The 20,855-nt window shown below is 31.8% G+C and carries 16 protein-coding genes and 3 pseudogenes; 6 read left to right on the plus strand and 13 right to left on the minus strand.

The genetic code is table 11. The annotated features are described in order from the left end of the window. Positions 1–148: 148 nt before the first annotated feature. On the minus strand, positions 149–706 hold the full coding sequence (locus AC0OM3_RS12115) for a CGNR zinc finger domain-containing protein (protein WP_474211988.1): 558 nt from the start codon (positions 704–706) through the stop codon (positions 149–151). A gap of 371 nt (positions 707–1,077) precedes the next feature. On the opposite strand from AC0OM3_RS12115, the gene AC0OM3_RS12120 reads away from it, so the two are divergent. The 4 genes from AC0OM3_RS12120 (at position 1,078) to AC0OM3_RS12135 (ending at position 5,602) form a co-directional block, all read left to right on the plus strand. Beyond that, on the plus strand, positions 1,078–2,463 hold the full coding sequence (locus AC0OM3_RS12120; protein ID WP_474211989.1) for a preATP grasp domain-containing protein: 1,386 nt from the start codon (positions 1,078–1,080) through the stop codon (positions 2,461–2,463). A gap of 23 nt (positions 2,464–2,486) precedes the next feature. Beyond that, entirely contained in the window at positions 2,487–3,845 is a 1,359-nt protein-coding gene (locus AC0OM3_RS12125; protein WP_074594342.1) for an aspartate aminotransferase family protein, read from the plus strand. Between the two features lie 159 nt (positions 3,846–4,004). After that, positions 4,005–4,466, plus strand: coding sequence for a thioesterase family protein (locus AC0OM3_RS12130; RefSeq protein ID WP_474211990.1), 462 nt, complete (start codon positions 4,005–4,007; stop codon positions 4,464–4,466). Then, positions 4,406–5,602 carry an MDR family MFS transporter gene (locus AC0OM3_RS12135; RefSeq protein WP_000253212.1) on the plus strand — a complete coding sequence of 399 codons (1,197 nt, stop codon included), beginning with the start codon at positions 4,406–4,408 and terminating at the stop codon, positions 5,600–5,602. The genes AC0OM3_RS12130 and AC0OM3_RS12135 overlap by 61 nt, the downstream gene beginning before the upstream one ends. A gap of 521 nt (positions 5,603–6,123) precedes the next feature. Here the strand turns inward: AC0OM3_RS12135 and AC0OM3_RS12140 are convergent. The 6 genes from AC0OM3_RS12140 to AC0OM3_RS12165 all read right to left on the minus strand — a co-directional run bounded on the left by AC0OM3_RS12140 (position 6,124) and on the right by AC0OM3_RS12165 (position 13,447). Continuing rightward, on the minus strand, positions 6,124–6,228 hold the full coding sequence (locus AC0OM3_RS12140; protein WP_074594354.1) for an aspartyl-phosphate phosphatase Spo0E family protein: 105 nt from the start codon (positions 6,226–6,228) through the stop codon (positions 6,124–6,126). 11 nt (positions 6,229–6,239) lie between these two features. Next, positions 6,240–6,806, minus strand: coding sequence for a hypothetical protein (locus tag AC0OM3_RS12145; RefSeq protein ID WP_001038911.1), 567 nt, complete (start codon positions 6,804–6,806; stop codon positions 6,240–6,242). Between the two features lie 123 nt (positions 6,807–6,929). Beyond that, the gene (locus AC0OM3_RS12150; protein ID WP_000288173.1) at positions 6,930–8,663 is read right to left on the minus strand and encodes an S-layer homology domain-containing protein; all 1,734 of its coding nucleotides are present in this window, start codon (positions 8,661–8,663) and stop codon (positions 6,930–6,932) included. A 258-nt stretch (positions 8,664–8,921) separates the two neighbouring features. Continuing rightward, positions 8,922–10,262 carry a C40 family peptidase gene (locus AC0OM3_RS12155; protein ID WP_202822449.1) on the minus strand — a complete coding sequence of 447 codons (1,341 nt, stop codon included), beginning with the start codon at positions 10,260–10,262 and terminating at the stop codon, positions 8,922–8,924. Positions 10,263–10,324: 62 nt separating this feature from the next. After that, positions 10,325–11,590, minus strand: a complete 1,266-nt coding sequence (locus AC0OM3_RS12160) for a 3D domain-containing protein (RefSeq protein WP_139032718.1) — start codon at positions 11,588–11,590, stop codon at positions 10,325–10,327. A gap of 1,575 nt (positions 11,591–13,165) precedes the next feature. Next, positions 13,166–13,447 (minus strand): LCI fold-containing protein, encoded by a 282-nt coding sequence (locus AC0OM3_RS12165; protein WP_000473814.1) that lies wholly within the window; start codon positions 13,445–13,447, stop codon positions 13,166–13,168. A 370-nt stretch (positions 13,448–13,817) separates the two neighbouring features. Here AC0OM3_RS12165 and AC0OM3_RS12170 point away from each other — a divergent pair, with 370 nt between their 5' ends. After that, entirely contained in the window at positions 13,818–14,711 is an 894-nt protein-coding gene (locus AC0OM3_RS12170; RefSeq protein ID WP_000395465.1) for a helix-turn-helix domain-containing protein, read from the plus strand. A 499-nt stretch (positions 14,712–15,210) separates the two neighbouring features. Here AC0OM3_RS12170 and AC0OM3_RS12175 read toward each other — a convergent pair. From AC0OM3_RS12175 to AC0OM3_RS12190, 4 genes and pseudogenes are all read right to left on the minus strand, one after another. Beyond that, positions 15,211–15,294, minus strand: a pseudogene (locus AC0OM3_RS12175) (dihydroxyacetone kinase, ATP-dependent); the annotation flags it as partial. A 40-nt stretch (positions 15,295–15,334) separates the two neighbouring features. Further along, entirely contained in the window at positions 15,335–15,724 is a 390-nt protein-coding gene (locus AC0OM3_RS12180; RefSeq protein ID WP_474211994.1) for a hypothetical protein, read from the minus strand. A gap of 255 nt (positions 15,725–15,979) precedes the next feature. Next, positions 15,980–16,108, minus strand: coding sequence for a hypothetical protein (locus AC0OM3_RS12185; protein WP_000733501.1), 129 nt, complete (start codon positions 16,106–16,108; stop codon positions 15,980–15,982). Further along, positions 16,108–17,213 (minus strand): annotated as a pseudogene (locus AC0OM3_RS12190) (tetratricopeptide repeat protein). The gene AC0OM3_RS12185 and the pseudogene AC0OM3_RS12190 overlap by 1 nt, the downstream one beginning before the upstream one ends. 807 nt (positions 17,214–18,020) lie before the next feature. Between AC0OM3_RS12190 and AC0OM3_RS12195 the strand changes: the two are divergent. Continuing rightward, positions 18,021–18,479, plus strand: a complete 459-nt coding sequence (locus AC0OM3_RS12195; RefSeq protein ID WP_000464476.1) for a hypothetical protein — start codon at positions 18,021–18,023, stop codon at positions 18,477–18,479. Between the two features lie 120 nt (positions 18,480–18,599). Here AC0OM3_RS12195 and AC0OM3_RS12200 read toward each other — a convergent pair. After that, a pseudogene (locus AC0OM3_RS12200) lies at positions 18,600–18,797 on the minus strand (DUF3967 domain-containing protein); the annotation flags it as partial. Between the two features lie 210 nt (positions 18,798–19,007). Beyond that, positions 19,008–20,759, minus strand: coding sequence for a dihydroxyacetone kinase subunit DhaK (dhaK, locus tag AC0OM3_RS12205; protein WP_208906551.1), 1,752 nt, complete (start codon positions 20,757–20,759; stop codon positions 19,008–19,010). Positions 20,760–20,855: the final 96 nt, after the last annotated feature.

Consider the following 20,855-nt stretch of genomic DNA (forward strand, 5'->3'; position numbering starts at 1 on the left):
AAATTTTTCTCAATAATTAAAAATGAAGTGATTTCCATAGAATGAAAAATGTATATTTACGAATATATATATTTCGAATTAAATAAAGTTTATTGACTAACAAGATAAAGATAAAAAAGAATGCCCATATATCTATCAATGGACATTCTTACAAATTAAATACGACAGCAATTTGAATTTTATTTTTTTTACGGTGCCGCTGAACTTTTGCAATGGTGCCACATGATCTACCTTTAGGTTCAGATGCATACATTCCACACCAACGTTTACTTGCATTGCGAGAATTATCATAAAAAACCCAACGACAGTCTGGACAGGCTTTAAGCCGTTTCCACTTATTTTTTGCAATACTTTCGATGATAATTATCAATATCTCACTAAAAAAGTCTTGTTTATTTTTAGGATTATATTGAATATTTTCAGGATTAACAATAGATATTTCTATAGGGTACTGAGTTAACCATTTATTTAAACTATTAGTTGTATTTAACTCTATTGATATTCGTAAATCCTTACGAAATTGATGCAGTATCTCTAAATCTCTAGAAAAATGAATATCTCCAAAATACTTAAAAATAAAATCCTCTACATCTTTTTTGGTATTCAAACGATCAGTTGGTTTACGAGTATCATTGGGAATTTCCCAAGTATTTAAGAAATCACGAATGATCTCTAATCTTCCTGGAGCTATTTGATTATTAATCAATACCACTCACCTCATAATTTTTAGGATTGACTTTATTATACAACTGTTGATAACATAATAAAAGATAGTTGTTAACCACTAAAATAAATAGATGGTTAATAAATATCTTTCTATATTCCCAAGTGCTTGAAAGGTGGTGATTATTACCGTTGTAGTAGGTAATTATGTTCAGTGTAATAAAAAGAACGTTTTAGTGAAAAATGCGAACATAAAAAGCTGTCTATCAAGATTACTCTATATAAACAGTCCTACATATTATCATTTACTATAAATTTACTTTTTATTAAAAAAATCAAACCTGTTTTGTTTCGGTGTATTGTTTGCATTGATAACAATTTAATTTTATTAAACAATGTTAAGGAGGTTCTACAATGGAAATCAGTTTCACTTCAAATACACAAAAAATACCTACTAATTTAAATAAATCACCAAAACTTATTATTGGTAACGTAGGGGCCGAATTTTTAGTTGGTGAGCCTGATAAATTAACTGAAAAGGCTGGATCAATGTGGTCATCATTTTCTTATCGCTTAGCTTGGTTACTTGAAAAGGGTGATATTTTACTAATACCTAGAGAAATCTCTAATGATTTTTTAACTTATATACTATCCATTAAAGGATTACAACTGGATGACATACATGTAATAGTACCTGAAAGTGTACATAAAAAAGATTTATTAACTTATGAGACTTTAAATAGCCCTAAATTAAAAGAAAAACTCTTAGGTCTAATGGGAGGAGCTGATTGGGAAGTTATACCTTATTTTTTTGACAGGTCTGTGGCTCAATTAGTAAAAAACTTACCAGTTAAAATTAAATCTCATACTTTGGATTATTTTCGACAAGGTGGATCAGAAGTTTTAAATAGTAAGATTGAATATCGTAGAATTGCGGGAGCATATAATATTCCTGTGCCAGAGGGAATAAATTGTTATACATCAAAAGAATTGAATCAGGCTATGAGAGAACTTATTGATATAACAGGGTCAATAATTGTAAAACAAGACACGAATGCAAGTGGTCAAGGCAACATTGTCATTACATATGATAAGAGAACTGAATCACCTGGTGCATACAAAACATTATGTATTAATCAAGAATCCGAATTAGAAGAAATATATTCAGGCATTTGGATGCAATTGATAGGTGAATTAAATACTAAATTAGTAGTTGAAGCTTATTACGAAACATTTTCAGTGTTCTATGCTGAACTAGAAGTTAAAGAAGGTGTCCTTAGACCTTATTTGTTGAATTTTGGAGATATGAGAATGGAGCCAGTATGGAATGGATTTGAAATACCAACCGTATCATTAAGACCATACGCTATAGGTGAATTTATTTCTAATTGTACAAAACTTACTGAAGTTGTTATGCAAAGAGGGTATATTGGATTGATAAATATTGACGGTATTTTAACTAGTGATGGAAAAATCATGATTTCCGAGATTAATGGACGTACAGGCGGCTCTACCCATGTACATGTCGTTGCTCATCATTTATACGGAGATAATTATGGAGATAATTACACAATTTTGACTCAAAATAAAGTTAGTATAGGTAACAAAACATTTGGTGAATTGTTGAAAGAACTTGAAGTAAATAGCTTATTAGCTTCAAAGAATAAAGAGGGTGTCGTTCTTTTAAATGATGAAAATCAAAGCAAATCTATCGAATATATGATTATAGGTGAGACAAGAGAAAAAGCTTATGATTTAGAAAAATCTTTCAGGGCATTTTTAAGTGAATTTACTATTTAATATCTATAGAGGAGCGTATTTCAATGAGTACATTCAGCCTTTCAAAATCATCCGTCTTAAAACCGAATATTTCCAAATCATATCCTATTGTAAAGTATGGAAAAGGAGTTTACATATATGATCAAGAGAATAAGAAATATTTAGATGGCTGCTCTGGAGCGATAGTGGCTAATATTGGTCATGGTGTAAAAGAAATTGCAGAAATTGCATACAATCAGCTCTCAAAAATTGCGTTTACATATAGAACACAATTTACTAATTCGCCTTTAGAAGAGCTAGGTAATAAAATTACGCAACTCTCCCCCAATCTCAATCATATCTTTTTTTCTAATAGTGGATCAGAAGCAACTGAAACGGCATTACGTTTAGCTATTCAATATTGGCAAGAACTTGGAAAAGCAAAAAAAAACATAATATTATCAAGAAAGATTAGTTATCATGGAGTAACTTTAGGTGCCCTTTCGATGTCGGGGAGTGATCGTAGAATAAAATTTGAAGATATTCTAACTTATAAACCAGCTATTCCAACACCATACTGTTATAGATGCCCTTTCTCTAAGGATCCTGAAACTTGTAATTTAGAATGTGCAACCGCTATAGAGTCTGTAATTAAAGAAATGGGAAGCGAGAATATTGCTGGGATTATCATGGAACCTGTTGTAGGAGCATCAGGTGGAGCGATTACACCATCTGAGAGCTACTTTAAGATAGTTAAAAAAATATGTGATAAGTACGATATTCTGCTAATATGTGACGAAGTGATGACGGGTTTAGGTCGAACTGGAGAGTGGTTTGGAATCAACAACTGGAATGTTGAGCCAGATATTATTGCTCTTGGTAAAGGGATGAGTGCAGGCTATACCCCAATTTCAGGTGTTTTGTTTAATCAAAAAATTTATGATGCAATACATGCTGGTTCTGGAATAGCAGTATATGGGCACACATACAGTGGAAACCCAGGTTCTGCTGCCATTTCATTAGGGGTATTAAACTATATTGAGTCTAACGATCTTATAACAAATGTTCGTAAAAACGAAGCAATTATAAGAAAAAACCTAAATGAATTAAAGAATAGATTTGAATTTATTGGCGATGTAAGAGGCATAGGTTTACTTTGGGGGGTAGAATTAGTCTCCAATAAAGAAAAACGAAGTCCTTTCCCACGGAATCTTAATATTGCAGATATTATTGTAGATATTGCTTTAGAAAAAGGACTATTAATATATCCTGTTAAAAATATGATTAACTATTCAGAGGGTGATGCTTTCTTAATAGCTCCCCCATTTACTATCACAGAAAATGAATTAGAGGAATTATTTAATATATTGACAGATTCATTATTAAGTTTAGAGCAGCACATATTAGAGGTAGAGAAAAAATAATAGAAATAAATCTGAGCGACATTGAAATTAAATACATTTAAAAATTCCATATTTAACCTACTATTTTATACGTGTTCCAGTTCCATGTGGATTGAGACAAAGATGGTGGTAAATCTAATACACAAAAAAATTAACTCTCTAAATAGGAGGAATTAGATTATGAACTTTCAAGTTGATTCTTTAGGAAAATATGAATATGTAGTTCAAGAAAAGGACTTAGCAAACAACTGGGAAAATGACGTAGAAGTATTAGCAACCCCCGTTTTACTCTGGTTAGCAGAAGTATCTTGTATGGATGCTATTAAAAACCAAATTGAAGAAAATTATATGTCTTTAGGGCTAGGTCATTATGAAATGAAGCATTTGGCCCCATCTCTTTATAATGAGAAAGTAACAATTCATTCAAAATTAATTAAAGTTGATAAAAATAAATTGCTTTTTGAAGTTGAGGCATTCGATGAAAGTAATAAAATATTAAGTGGTTTTCATGAAAGAGCTGTAGTAAAAAAAGAAAAATTCTCAAAAAAATTAGAAGAAAAAAAGAGAGGCAATCAAAGTCAATGGTTAGCGAAAAAATTCCTGTTCCCATCAAGATTTTGCTTACAGCTGTTTTATTTATGAATACAGGAAGTTTTATGATAATGCCTTTTTTAGCAATACATTTAACTAATGATCTCCACTTCTCTTCTTGGGAAGTGGGGACCATTTTAACTACAATTCTTATTTCACAAAGAGGGTTGCCAATATTCACGGGTTTTATAGGTGACCGAGTAAGCCATACAATAAATATTCTTCTAGGAGTTGTAATAAGAGCGGTAGGATTTGGATTATTTGTTTTTGCTAGTGATTTTTGGTCAGTAAGTATCGCCTCATTTTTTATTGGTTTTGGAGGAGCATTATTTGATCCATCTATTACTGCTTTCTTTACTACTCAAAAAGAGGCGCTACGAAAGAAAATATTTACTTATTTTAACCAAATGCTTAATGCAGGCGTAATTGTGGGGCCTTTAGTTGGGGCCTTATTAGTTCAATTTGATCCAGTATATCCATTTACGATTGCAAGTATCGCTATGCTACTTTTAGCATTTGTTCTTTTTGTATATCGTAATAAGTATCCTAAGACGTTTAAAGATACTAAAAAAATATTGGCAAGCTTAAAGGATACAGCTTCAAATAAGTTATTTTTACTATTTATGTGTATTATGCCTTTATTTTGGATTATGTTTGTTCAATTAAATATTTCTTTTCCAGTCAAAGCATACAATTTAACTGACAATAAACAATTAGTAAGTTCTATTTTTATTTTAAATGGTGTTTCCGGATTATTATTAATGTTCTTATTAAGAAAAATATTTATTAGTAAGCATCCCTTGATTATGGTAAAACTAGGCGTTTTGATTATGGGACTCTCAATTGGTGCTATTCCACTAATTTCATCAATTTATTGGATGTTATTTTGTATATTTCTTTATACTCTTGGAGAAACACTTGCCCTTCCAGGTGCTGAAATGACTGTTGCCCAGTTTAGTAACAATAAACCTGCAGGCTTATTTTTCGGTATTTTCCAAGCCTTTTGGGCCTTTGGAGGCACTATTGGTAACTATCTTGGAGCTTGGTTAAATAAATTTAATCACATATCGGTCTACTGGTTAATATTTTTAGCGATTGGAATTCTAGCTTCTCTATTGTTCCATATAGTTCATCAAAAGATGGAACAACCTATTTCTTCTTCTAAAAAACATAATATGAGTATTTAAATATAGTTAATCAAAGGAAATCAGTGCTTCAAAACCTTGAAGTACTGTGTTTTTAGAATAACAGATCATTCAGTACCCTTACCACTTTTAGTTTACTATAAAATAAGTATGTATATCAAAATGATTTAATAATCCATACAATTAACAAGAATGACGTAGATACAATAGACATAAGATTCAAATTTTATAAGTAAGTTACCTAAACGATAGACTTTCAATAAAAACTATCTTTTTAAAAATACAGCTCATAATAAGTTATTTTTTCCATTGTTATAATAAACAAAATTCGTTAATTGCATCAATTCATTCACCAGTTATTCAACAACTGTCTGGTAAAAAAAGAAAAGGTATAATGTCAGCTATATCCTTTGGTTCCCTCAACCTATTATCGGTCGATAAACCTTCAGTATGTTTCTGACTGGCTTTATTTTCAAATATCTCAGTATTCAATTCTATATTAATTACACATTGAATTATTCTCTTTATATATTTTACGTATCTGTTCCCTTTGAACCCTACTATTATAGGGTTCCTTTTTTTATAATCATATATTTATTAATTAACTTATCAATTTCCTGACTTAAATGGAGGACTTTCGTATGACTAAAGCAAAGTTTATTTACCAGTTCTACTAATTCTAATTTTCTATTAGATCATTTAACTTCGCTGTCATAAAGTCGTTAGAAAAATCTTTCAATGCATTCTTCATTACATTTAATTCTTCTTGTGATTTAATTTCAATACTGTTTAAGAAATCAAATACTTTTGATTGTTCCTCTGCAACAAAGTTTTGTGTCATATAATCATCTTGGAAGTCTTTCTTCGCCTTTTCTTTTACTTTATTCATTGCCTCTGTTTTGTTTATGCTTTTCATTGGATTTTCGAATGCTCCAGTAGGTTGTTCCGGTTTTGGCTCTTCTTTCTTTTCCGGCTGCTGCGCTACTTGTTGCTCTTTTTTCGCTAACTCATCTTTTAACTTCTTCACTTGCTCATCAAGAGATTTTTTTTCAGTTTCTAACACACTCATATCACCTTTCAACTTTTGCGTTTCTTCAAAATGTTCATCTACTAATTTATTATATTCTTTCTCAGAGTACATTTTTTCACTGGTTGATGTCGTTTTCTCTTTCGTAACAACTACATTAATAATTACAAATAAGGCTACAATTCCTATTAACGCAGCGAAAATCTTATTTTTATTCATGATTAATCCTCCAAAATGTAAAATTTCAAAAATTATCATAACAGACCAAATCCCTTTCACTTGGCACATTCTGTCGAATTAATACAATAAAAAAGCATCTAAAACAGATGCTTTTTTTCATTCTTAATACGTAAACGTAATCGTCACTAAAGAATATCCTTCTTTCGCATTGTAAGGCTCCGCTTTATAAGAAACTCGATTTGCCCCTTGCGGATAACCGATTTCCCCAATTGCCTTTTTCACATCTTGCAGTGCACCGTTCATTGATTGCTTATAAAGTACTTCTATCTTTTCTGGCTTTGTACTATAGCGCTGCTGCATTTTATTTTTTAATTCAGTATAGTTATTTGCGATATATTCATTTCCTAAATAATTTAACTTTGTATCTTTTAATATTTGCTGATATGCAGGCGTTTTCGTACTACCTGCCGCAATTTTATTTGTCAGTGTACTATAATAATTTGTTGTAGCTTGCGGGTAGTCTCCGCGGTTCCACTCATGATTTTTTGCGATTTGTTCATCTGATAAATTGAAATACGAATACGTTACGCGGCCCTGCTCATCTGGAACCGGATCATCGAATGTTGTATCAAGATGATACCATTTGTTTTCGATTTTCACTAAATTCCAAGCATGGGGTTGTCCGTCCCCAGTTCCTGTCACGAAATGATTTTCAATTCCTGCTTCTTTTAATAATTGATAGGTTAATAGTGCGTAACCTTGGCAAACTGCAGAACGATTTACAAGTGCTTCATATGCTGTGTAAGCTTTATAAGACGTATCATAAGAAACATGTTTTACTACATAATCATGAATCGCCTTCACTTTTTCGTGATCATCCATTCCAACTTGAGTAATAGAAGAAACGATTGCTTTCGCTTGTTTCATGACATATTCCGTCTGTTCTTTCGTTTCACGATATGTAATCTTAAGCGTAAACGTATAATTTCCAGGTGATCCAGAAAGTCCATATGAAACATTCGATCTATTATTATTTGTATACTCATTTTTACTTGCAACTTCTTTATATGCGTTAAAGAGTGTATTCATCACTTCTTCTGTATTATTATTTTTCGTTTTATATGGAAGTGTAATATTCGTTTCATACATATTAATACGCTTTTGTACTTCCTCTTTAAACCCTGTTAATAATGCCGCATCTCCTGTATCTTTCACATTAGCATTTTTATATTTTAAAGTTTTATATAAAAATTGCGCATACTGTTCACGTGTTACTGTACCATACGGTTCAAAATTTCCGTCTCCTGTGCCATCTGCGATTCCATTTGACTGCACTGCACTAATTGCGTTTTCTGCCCAAAACGGATTTGGAACATCTTTAAAGGTATGTTTTTGTTTTGCCGCAAGATGGAAAGCATTTGTAAGAATTTGTGCCATTTCCGCACGACTCACAGAAGCTTTCGGTCTAAATTGGCCATTTTCATCACCTTTAAAAACTCCTAAATTTGTTAAAGTTAATACCTCTTCTGGGAACATTGTAGAACTTTGATTAATATCACCGTAAGGATTTTTAAACGTAGACCCATCCTTTAATACGAAACGAGTTCCATCATTACTAAACGAACCGCCTTGTTTATTCGGTACTAACACTCGATAAATTAAAGCCGCAACTTGCTCCCTTGTCGCAACATCTCCAAAACCAAATATCCCATTTCCATAACCGGAAATAATATTCTTACTCGCTAAATCTTTAATTGCAGGATATGACCAATGTGATGTCGGCACATCAGAAAAAACACCCACTTCAGCAGCTTTCACATCACTGCCATTTGTATATAACAACGCACCACCAATAAGTGATAATGATGTAATTGATTTTAATAATTTTGTATACATAATGTCTTCTCCCAATACGTTCTCTATTTTTGTTGGTTTATGTCGAAAAATCTAAAAATATGACAAAATATATTATACAATTAAAAGTTTTTGAGGGATATATTGAATTTTAAAATATGCAAAAATTCATATTAATATATTTTTCCGTATTAATATTATGTTGTTTCGCTTGTGAATATATATAAGTAGTCAAGTCAACACAAATAATAAAAAGACAGCTATCCATAGATAACTGTCTTTTTATTGAATCCAATTTAATTATTTTGAAAATCTAGCATACCCCAAGAAGTGCTTTTGAGTGTATGAACTATTTATCTTACTTTTAATTACACCTGTTGTTTCGTCAGCAGCATGAATATATTCACCATTCCCTAAATATATTCCTAAATGAGAAGGACCCGCTTTATATGTATTCTGTAAGAATACTAAATCTCCTGGTTGAGGATCACTTATTTTTGTAACCATTCCCCAATATCCAGCTACGCTTGTTCTTCCAATATTGTATCCATTATTTTTAAATACATAATAAATAAAACCGCTACAATCAAATGAATTAGGTCCACTATTTCCAAATACATATGGTTTTCCTAATTGTTTTAAAGCAAGATCAACCACTCCAGAATTACCAGAATCTGTTTGGTTAAGATTAATCCACTTGTCGCCTTCCCATGTTTTAATCTTCAACCATCCACTAGTTGTCCCATCTATTATTCTAAAATTCTGCGGACTATATAATGCTCCAGCGTTTGCTTTTGCTGAACTAAATGAAGGTTCATTATATGCATAGAATGATTTATTTATAAATCTTTCTTCTCCATCTGGATTCAGCCATTTCTCGCCTTCCCATGTTTTAACCTTTAACCATCCATTAGGTGTCCCATCCACAACTCTAAAATTCTGCGGATTATATAATGCTCCAGCATTTGCTTTTGCTGCATTAAATGAAGCTTCGTTATACGCATAGAATGATTTGTTTATGAATCTTTCTTCTCCATCTGGATTGATCCACTTATAACCTTCATAAGTACTTACTTTCATCCAGCCATTTTCTTTTTTTTCTACTACTCCCCAATTTTGTGGGTTAAATGGTGCTCCATAATTTGCTTTCTTTGCATTAAATGAAGGCTCATTATATGCATAAATCGTTTTGTTGACGGTAATTTGTTCAGCCGCAGGATTCATCCACTTGTCGCCTTCCCACGTCTTAAATTTAAGCCAACCATCTGTTGTTCCATCTACTATTCTAAATGTTTGTCGTCCGTACTTCGCTCCAGCATTCGCAACCTTTGATGAGAGAGAAGGTTCATCATATGCATAGAAATCTCCCATGACACGTTCTTCCCCATTTAAATTAATCCAAACTGGACCTTCCCATGTTTCAATCTTCCACCAGCCATTATCTCTTTTTTCCACGACTCCTACATTTTGAGCACCATACTCTGACCCACCATTTGTTTTAGCTGAATTAAAAGATGGCTCCTTATACCCATAGAATGATTGATTCACATATTCTGAACTACTAGCAGCGTGAGTTACTATACTAAATGTAGAAATAGATAGAATTAAAAACAATAAAATTCCTATACTTTTCTTAAACATAAAAATATCCTCCCTTTTATTTTCTCTAATATATAATTTTCAAAGCTAAGAATAGATATATCCTATTTCATTATTTTAATCTTCACTTTTTTACGTCCCCATTCAAGTGCTTGCTTTTCTGTAGGAAACAGAACGTCAATTCTATTCCCTTTAATAGCTCCACCTGTATCTCCAGCAATTGCTTCACCATATCCTTCAACCCAAACTTTCGTTCCTAGTTTAATAACTTTAGGATCAACTGCAATTAACTTGATGTTAGGATTTTTTCCTATGTCTATTCCAGCTGCCGTAATTCTTTCATGTGGTGGACTACCTTCTACGCTATATGCAGTAGCTTCCACGTAGAATTCTAAGCCTGTATCTTCCGCATTTAAATTAATCCACTTGTCGCCTTCCCATGTTTTAATCTTTAACCATCCACTAGTTGTCCCATCTATTATTCTAAAATTCTGCGGACTATATAATGCTCCAGCGTTTGCTTTTGCTGAACTAAATGAAGGTTCATTATATGCATAGAATGATTTATTTATAAATCTTTCTTCTCCATCTAGATTCAGCCATTTCTCGCCTTCCCATGTTTTAACCTTTAACCATCCATTAGGTGTCCCATCCACAACTCTAAAATTCTGCGGATTATATAATGCTCCAGCATTTGCTTTTGCTGCATTAAATGAAGCTTCGTTATATGCATAGAATGATTTGTTTATGAATCTTTCTTCTCCATCTGGATTGATCCACTTATAACCTTCATAAGTACTTACTTTCATCCAGCCATTTTCTTTTTTTTCTACTACTCCCCAATTTTGTGGGTTAAATGGTGCTCCATAATTTGCTTTCTTTGCATTAAATGAAGGCTCATTATATGCATAAATCGTTTTGTTGACGGTAATTTGTTCAGCCGCAGGATTCATCCACTTGTCGCCTTCCCACGTCTTAAATTTAAGCCAACCATCTGTTGTTCCATCTACTATTCTAAATGTTTGCCGTCCGTACTTCGCTCCAGCATTCGCAACCTTTGATGAGAGAGAAGGTTCATCATATGCATAGAAATCTCCCATGACACGTTCTTCCCCATTTAAGTTAATCCAAACTGGACCTTCCCATGTTTCAATCTTCCACCAGCCATTATCTCTTTTTTCCACGACTCCTACATTTTGAGCACCATACTCTGACCCACCATTTGTTTTAGCTGAATTAAAAGATGGCTCCTTATACCCATAGAATGATTGATTCACATATTCTGAACTACTAGCAGCGTGAGTTACTATACTAAATGTAGAAATAGATAGAATGAGAATCAATAGCAATGATACGCCTTTTTTAAACATATAAACTTTTCACCTCTTCCTTTTTTTAACAATATATTACCATAAGTACATTAACATAAATTTCTTTATTTATCTATAATTTACCATATTAATCGACAAATAATTTAGATTATTATATTTCTTTTAAACCCTCTCCATTCAAGGCATGATTGGGTTAAATGTAATATGAAATACAAGATATGCAATATTGCATATCTTGTATTTTGTATATTAAATTATCAATTTATTCCTTTCTTATACATCAGTATCTAATTTTTGCTAGTTGCTCTTCTTTTTAAAATAACTATTTTGTTCAATTTTTTGATACATTTACGAAACATTTCTCTGTTATCTTCATTAAGTTCTTTTCTTTTTATAATGTCGTGCGAGATATACCAACACAGGAAGCCCTAGCCCCCTAATCCTAGAGCTTCTTTTTTAATAAGGATTTTATGTATTTTATTATTCCCACCAACTTTCTAAATTTTATATTCAATATATAATTATACTAAATTTATAATATATTAATGGAACGTCACGTGTTTCAAATACAACATTTTTTGATGACCTTTAATACATAAAATGTTGTTATCAAGTCGGAGTAAAACACCTTTGGGTGTCTTTTCTTTTGTACATTATATTCATTAGGGCTCATTTATTTTTTACAAAACCCACCCTTTTGCTTCCGACAACGATGAGGAGTGGTTTTTTTGTTATCTTTTTCTAAAATTTGTTTCCTAAAACATACGCAGAAACTTTACGTACAATGGTTTTCACAAATTCTTTTAGAAGTTCAAACAAAACTCCATTAGAGATAGTTTTATTAAATTTTTCACTACTAGCCACAAAAATATCTTATAATCTTTATATAATAAATTAATGTATTAGGGGTAGATAAAATGCCAGTTACACTCGAACTTATTCTTTTCATTCTTATAGCAATTAGTGCTGTTGGCTATTTAATAAAAGAATTTCAAAAAACTAGGAAACGAACACTTGGAATTTCACTAGAATTTTTAGTTCTTTTCTGGTCAATATGGAGAATATCAACTCTCATAATCTAATTTATAAAACATGAATTCCTTCGAATGAAGTGAAACTTTAATCAGTGGGAGTTTTATTCATCCCCCACTGATTATTAGTTAAACCAATCGGGATTTTACGGGATAAATTTACCAGTATTTTTACCACAACATTCATGTTAAAATCCCTTGTGAGTACGACATAACTCGACCTTATGAAGCTCCGCAGCTTTTATCGCGGAGCTTTTTTTATTTAAAATAACTTTTTTGTTCATTTTTTTGATACATTTACGAAACATTCATATGTTACGTTATATAAGTCCTTTTTTAAATCATATTCATTCTAGCAAAAAGTCCTAGTCCCCCTAGGACTTTTTGCATTCAAATAATGAGTTGTCTTTTTTCTCAATAACCGAAACTATTTAAGGTGGTAAAATAATAATTGGACTGGCATCCAATACCATATTACAATGGAGCAAATCTCAAGAAGGCACCTTAGGGTGTCTTTTTTATAGAGAATCAGTTTAAAAACTAAAAATAAAGGAACCTCAATAAATGAGGTTCAAAAAATCTACTATTTTAAATTACCTTCGTAAAAAGCAACTCCATTTTGAACATGTTTTAAATACCACGTAATCGTCCCGCCACAAACATTTTCATTAAAACTATTAGCATATACTCCATTTGAGTAATAAAGAGTTCTTTTGAATTTCCCATTAGAATACTCATAAGGAATTGAGCATGTTGCTTGCTTCGGAGAGCTCACAGCTTTTTGTGTATCAGCTGAAGCTGCACCAATTCCTCCTGTTAATGCAATACCTGTTGCTAACGCTCCTACTACTAATTTCTTGAACATAATAAATCCCCCTTTAATAGTTTTTATTGATTACAACTTAAATGTATCACTTTTGTAATTTATGTAAATATCTTGAATATGTAGAAATATTTATTTAATTATTGGTAATATTAGGATTTTATTTTATCAAATGGAAAATAGAGGGATTATTAGATGAGCATGTGAAAATACAGATAGGTTTATATTAAATGAACGTGGTCCAAGTCGGCGAAAGGCACCTTTTGGTTTCTTTTTTTACATAAAAAAATCTCACCATCTTATAGAAACGATAAGCCCTTTAAAACAATAATTGCAACTATATTAATTTTACATTACATTAAGGTTAGAGAATGTTCTTATATTAATAAAGTGCTAAATAGTAGGTGGCAAAATGGAATTTAACGATTTGGGTATTACCATTAAAGAACTTAGAATTAAAAAAAATATATCACAATCCGAATTATGTCATGGAATATGTTCACAAAGTCAAATTAGTAAGATTGAAAAAGGTATGATTTATCCATCTAGTATATTGTTATATCAATTATCAGAAAGACTTGGTATTGATCCAAATAACATATTTGCACTAACTCAAAACAAAAGATTAAAATATGTAGAAAATGTAAAATATGTAATAAAAGATTGCTTAAAACAAAAACAATATAAAGAACTTTATGAAATAGTAAAAAAAGAGAAAAACTTAAATAATTTTCAAACAAAAGATGAGAAACAATTTCTAATATGGCATGAAGCAATTGCTATATTTGTGGTGGATAAATCAATAAAAACTGCTTTAGATTTTTTAAATAATGCATTAAAACTGACTTTAACTAATTCTGATTTTTTATCAGAAAGAGAAATAGATATTATGCAAACAATGGCTATATTTTATGCGGAAAATAAAGAATATGAAAAAAGTATTAATATATTCAAAAAATGTTTAACTAATTTTAATAAGCTAGATTTTCCTAGAGATAAAGAAATTAAATTAAAACTCATGTTAAATTTAGCAAAATGTTTCGACTTCACATATCAACATGAAGAGGCAATAAAGTACATTGATAAAGGTATCAAATTAGCAATTAATCTAAATACTTTATACCTACTAGGTGAACTATTCTATTTAAAAGGTCAGTGTTTATTAAAAATTAAACAACATAATGTAGAAGAGGTTATTTATAACTGGAAAAAAGCATTATTTATATTTGAACTAACAGAAAAAGAATATTATACAAAAGTGATACCAGATGAACTTATTGAAATACAAAATAAAAAACACTCATAATTTCGTAAAAACTACTTACAAAACCCACAGAAAAAATCCCTATAGCTTTTAAACTTAGATCGATAATATTAAAATAATTTAAGCCGGCGGAAGGCACCTTTTGGTGTCTTTTCTTTATTTTTACAAGGACCTGCTCAATTAATTCTTAAAAACATAATAGGGAATATTGTTTTATTTATCTCATTTTCATTCATGCTATATATAAAATTCGCTAATAAATCCACCTCAAACATACTTATATGCATAGGAGTATGTTTGAGGTGGAACTCCTTCAAATACTAATTCCTTTTATAAGCCGTTTTTTTGATGTAGATGACATTATTCTCAATACAATAGAATGAATTATGGGAACATATTTAGCAATATATATCAAAAAACAATATTAAGACCCTCCCTCCACCTTAAGGTAGAAGGTATCTTCTAATTTCTATTTCAAACTACTCGCAATCTCGGTAAAGATAACCCAAAGCGCATACGCACTTGCATCTAGATATCCTTAACTTCTTTCACCAACTACCGCTCCTCTGCCGAACGATCTTTCACCGATAGATTGTATGCCGTGAAGTGCTATTTGTAACATTTCAATTCAGATATACGACAGTAAAGAATACATCATCACGGTGTCAGCAAGCAAAAGTGTATTCTGCATTTCTGAAAACAGTAGATGGCAGATTATGACCTACTGAATCTGCTAAGAAAGAATATACAAGAGCATCCTTAACATCCTCTCTATTTCCACTAATGATGACATCAAGGAAATCTTCTACTTGGAATTCTGGAGTAAACAACACAATCTTAGTTGTTCTGTTTGGTTCTAAAGAAACAAAAGTACGAGAGATTTCAACTAATTCATTTTGAGTTGGGAAAAAAGTGTTTCGGCTTCTCTTAACAGTTACCGTTACATTACTAGTATGGCAACGTGAATCATTGTTTAACATAATGTTGAGAGCAGTTGGAATAATCCCATTTCCAGAAACTAGAACTCGAAACACTCCCGTAGATTTATAAGCCATATAATCACATTCTTTCAAAATAAAATATATTTACAATATATTAGATGCAAAAAACGTTCATTTTGATATGGACAAATTATATGATTAATATATTTATAACAACCCTCGGTATTACTAAGCCAAAGTTTTAAAAGATTAACAAATAATTACCTCTGCAAATTTAGAAACCCTTTGCATTTTTATAATCAGATAAACTAAATCGTTACCGCATTAACAAAGGGACTCCAATTATGGAGTCCCTTTGTTAATTAGCAATTAAAAATGATCAGCATGTGAGTATTGTATAATTTCTTCCTTTTTTAGAGCATGTTGTGTATCACCTGTATTGTTACTAAATGATAATGTTATCACTAATCCTAACGCCGCTAATATAAGCTTCTTCATTATTTTAACGCCCCTTTTCTTAGTAATTTTTGTTTCGCTTCGTAACATACATTGAAATAATCACTAACTTTTTCATGCTTATTCAATTTGCGGAAGCGAACCGCTAATACTTCTGCATATTCTTCTACGAAATCCCATAAATCCTGCTTTTCGAAGTAAGAAATACTTTTTTCCACTTCTTCTTCTAAGAGTTCAATTGCTTCATCTTCATTAAGAGAACGTAAAATATTGAAATGATATACATACTCTTCATTTCCTAATTCTATACAAACTGCTAATCCTTTTTCAATAAGTTCTTTTGCAATATTTATTTCTCTTAGCTTATAGTGTTCACGTGCTTGTAAGAACAATGCTTTAAAATGGGCAGGATTCTTCTCTGTCACTTCTGATAAATGACGAATCGCTAATGTAGATAAGTTTTGAGTTGCGTATAATAATCCTAAATTATGCCTTACTACTAAAATCAATTTTTCCACATTATGTTTTTGCAAAAGATCAATGGAACGATTCAAATGTTCTTCCGCTTTTTCAAATTGCTTTAAGAATATACAAGCTGTCCCTAGTGTGTTTTCACAAGAAGCGACTTTCACCTCGTATCCAGCATGTCTTTCAAAGATTTCTTTCGCTTTATTTGCGTATTCAATAGATATTAGCATACTAGACATATGATGATTTAACACCGCATATTTTTGATAAAACTCTGCATGCTCTAGTTCGTCAGAAATATGTTCTAATAGGCTCTCAGCTTCTTCATATTGTCTTCGGGCTTCATTATAGTTACTAAACATTAAAGCATGTTCTGCTTTAAAAGAATGATAGTAATAAGCTGTGAGTGTATCTGTCGATTCATCGAATGTATCAATTGCTTCAAAACTATCTTTTCGAATACTTACTCGATCAGTTAGCATTCTATATTTTAGGTCTAGTAAAGAATAATATAATAATAAATTTTGATTTTCTTTTTCTTCTGCATGTTTAATCTGTTCAATTTTTTCATCTATTTCTTTAATTCAGTTGCTTTTATAATTTGCTGCGACAACATCATTTGATAAAAATCATTAAGTTGTTGCATAACTGCTTCATGCATTAAAATATTTGTGCTCATATCACTACGTCCTCCTCAACCACTTCTATTTACCTAAATATTACCATAATTCCGCAAATTATATAACAATTCACCCCGCAATTATAAATTGATAAAAAAAATAACAGAATATTCTAAATTAAAAAGGGGACTGGCTGACACATGGTTACTGTATAAAAAATAAAAAACTTATGATATTTGATCTTATTTATGGTTCTGTTACAAAGTTTTCTAAGTTAATATAAACTCTAGAAAAAATGAATACAGATCACCAAAAATGAGTTATCTTTAATCCGAACAATAATTATAATCGTTATAAAAATTCTCATTATTGTTAATAATAAAATATTTTGATATTCCATTTTTCCTAAAAGTGTACTATACTGTAAATTGCTGAGGGGGTATTTTTAGTATTTTATGGTAACCATTCAATTTGTTAGGTTGTTATTAGTATTATGGTAACGAAAACCTTATATTTCCCCTTGAAGATAAAGCATTAGCAGCAATCACATCGAAATATCATAATAATAATTATGTTCTTAACATATATCAAGGAGTTTTAATTCAGAAAATTCTAATTATTAACTGATATAAAGTGCTAAATAAAATATTTAGACAATTGAAGTCCAATAATGATTAGAAGATATATATATTAGAAAAGGAATTTTGGGAGATCTTATCCTATATAACTAATACATATAGCGTTGTATCTTTAAATCAATAAATTTTTCGATAAGCTAGTTAATAGATTATTGAATTTAATCTTTTGATAGAGTTAAAAAAATCAACTTTATATTCTAATTTAGAAATTACTAGGTGGTGTCGGTAGTGTTTGAGTACCTTTTAGTTAAAGCCTTATTTACTATTTTCTTAATTAGCCTAATCGTGTTAATCAGTGTAATATGGACTAAAATAGAAAAAATTATGGACGAGACTGTATTTAAAAACGTTTCTGAAAAAACCAGATATGTAGGAACTATGATAATTGTTATGGTGGGAGAATTTGTTCTCATAGTCATTACTTCATTAAATTGGAAAGCTTCAATTATTGACACACTCTTTTTTGGTAGTATTATTTTGTTCTGCTGTATATGGCTAATACCTTATTTTGTTAATCAACAACAAAACGTCGCTAAAGTTATGGATAAGCATTTTAGTGGAGGGGTAGATTTAGGTGAAATTCAAGTTCATCGTGCGAAACTTTCTGCATTTAATTTAGGAAGTATTGTATTTTCTATAGTGGGAATCATTATACCTATTTGTTATTATTTTAAATACTTTTTATAACGCTTTATTGGTACTGTTGCAAATTTTTTAAGATATAGTAATAGGTGAGATTACAGATATTTATGTAGAAACAACTTAGATGTATAAGACAATCCATTTGAGCGAAAACAGTAAAATACCCTACAAGTAAAAAATGATACTCATTTCCAAAATCTTAAACTTGGCTGCCGCTATTTCTTCCTGAGCTGATACATTAGTACGTTTAGCATCGTGAATCTCCCTGACCATCTTCATAAGATTATCATCCCTTAGCTCTAACTTCTTTTCTATCTTTTTTTCCCGTTCCTTCATATCTTCCATTATTAATTTATTCCTTTTGAAGTACTTTTTATCAATTGAGAAGTTTTCCAAAACACAATTAAACAACCTAAACTCCCTATTTATAGGAACTCACGTTTCTTCTTTTAAAACTATTATCTTAGTATTTATAAACATACATATCTTTACAGAGAAAACATCTAACGAAATTATATATTAATCAATTATAGAAAAGTCCCTCCACCTTAAGGCAGAGGGACTTTCCAATTCCTATTTCAAACTACCCGCAATCTCCGTAAAGATAACCCCAAGCGCATGTGCACCTGCATCAGGGTATCCTAAACTTCTTTCGCCAACTGTACCAGCGCGGCCCATGCGAGCTACGATTTCTTTCGTGTACTCTGCTCCTTTAACCGCTGCTTCTGCACCTTTTTCAAAGGCAGTTTTTACGTCTACTTCGTTTGAGGCGCTATCTAACCAAGAGTCTACACATGGAGCAAGCGCGTCAACAAGTGTTTTGTCACCAACTACTGCTCCTCTGCCGAATGATCTTTCACCGATCGATTGGATGCCTTGCAATGCTGCTTGCAGCATTGCAGCGAATTCTTTCACTGTTAACTCACGCTTCTCGCCTGCTGCTTTACTAGCTGCGCGGAATGCTCCGCCCCAAATTGGACCAGAAGCGCCGCCGCAATGTTCCATAATAATCATAGAACAACCGTCAAGGAATAATCCGATCGTTACGTTCTCTTGATCTACAATCGAATGCCACTCACGTTTTAATTGCTTAAATCCTTTTGCTACACTCATTCCGAAGTCGCCGTCACCAGCATGCGTATCTAGCTCACAGAACGGTACTTCATTTTTAATAATAATATCGCTCATTTTATCAACGAGATAAATCATGTTGTTTAATGTAATGACATTATTTTTAATAACAGCGTGTTCTTCCGCAGTTTCTAGTTCAAAGGAAACTTCCTTCTCTTCGGTCTCTTCCAGTACATTTACATACTCTACACTTTCAACTGGACCGTCTACTTTAAACGCGGGTGTATTACATTCTTTTGATAGTAATGTTTTTAGCTCTTCATCTAACTTCATTACCGTTAAAGACATACCAGCCATATCAATACTCGTCATATAGTTACCGACAAATACTCTATTAATTTTAATGTTTCTTGCAGCTAGTTCTCTCGTAACTGCGTTGTTAAATAAGTAGAGCTCTTGCAGTGGTGTTCCGCCAAAACCGTTAACTAGAAGTGCAATTTCTTCGCCTTCTTTTACTCCTAAATCTTTTACAAGATCGTTTGTCATACGGTTCGCTAGTTCATCTGCTGACAACATTTTTTCACGTTTAATTCCTGGTTCGCCGTGAATACCTACGCCGTATTCCATTTCATCTTCCGCAAGTGTGAAAGTAGGTGATCCACTCGCTGGAACGGTACAAGAAGTTAATGCTAAACCGATTGTGCGCACGTTAGCAGCTGCTTTTTCCGCTACAGCTTTCACCGCTCCTAAATCCATCCCTGCTTCCGCTGCTGCGCCGGCAATTTTATGAACTAAAATAACTCCTGCAACGCCGCGGCGTCCTACTGTATATAGGCTATCTTCTACCGCAATATCATCATCCACTTTTACGTAGTCGACTTCAATTCCATCTTCCGTCGCTAAATGAGCTCCGTTTTTGAAATTCATAATATCGCCGCTGTAATTTTTAATAATTAATAACGTTCCTTTTTTACTAGCTGTCTCTTTAATCGCTTGATACACCTGAATTTGTGAAGGTGACGCAAACACATCTCCGCACACCGCCGCATCTAACATTCCTTTTCCGACTAATCCTGCATGTGCCGGCTCATGGCCACTACCGCCGCCACTAATTAACGTTACTTTGTTTTCGTTCATTTCTTTCTTCTTAATAACTTTATATTTTTTCAAAAGTTCAAGCTCTGGGTGAGCCATAACCATTCCGTTACACATTTCCATTACTAATGTTTCTGGTTTGTTTATAATCTTTTTCATTGTGATTATCCCTCAATTCCTTTAATATATTGTGATATATTTGAAATCTTCTTCTTACTACTCATGTTAAAATGAAAGCGTTTTATAGTAAACGGA

The organism is Bacillus sp. FAU20, assembly GCF_056033865.1.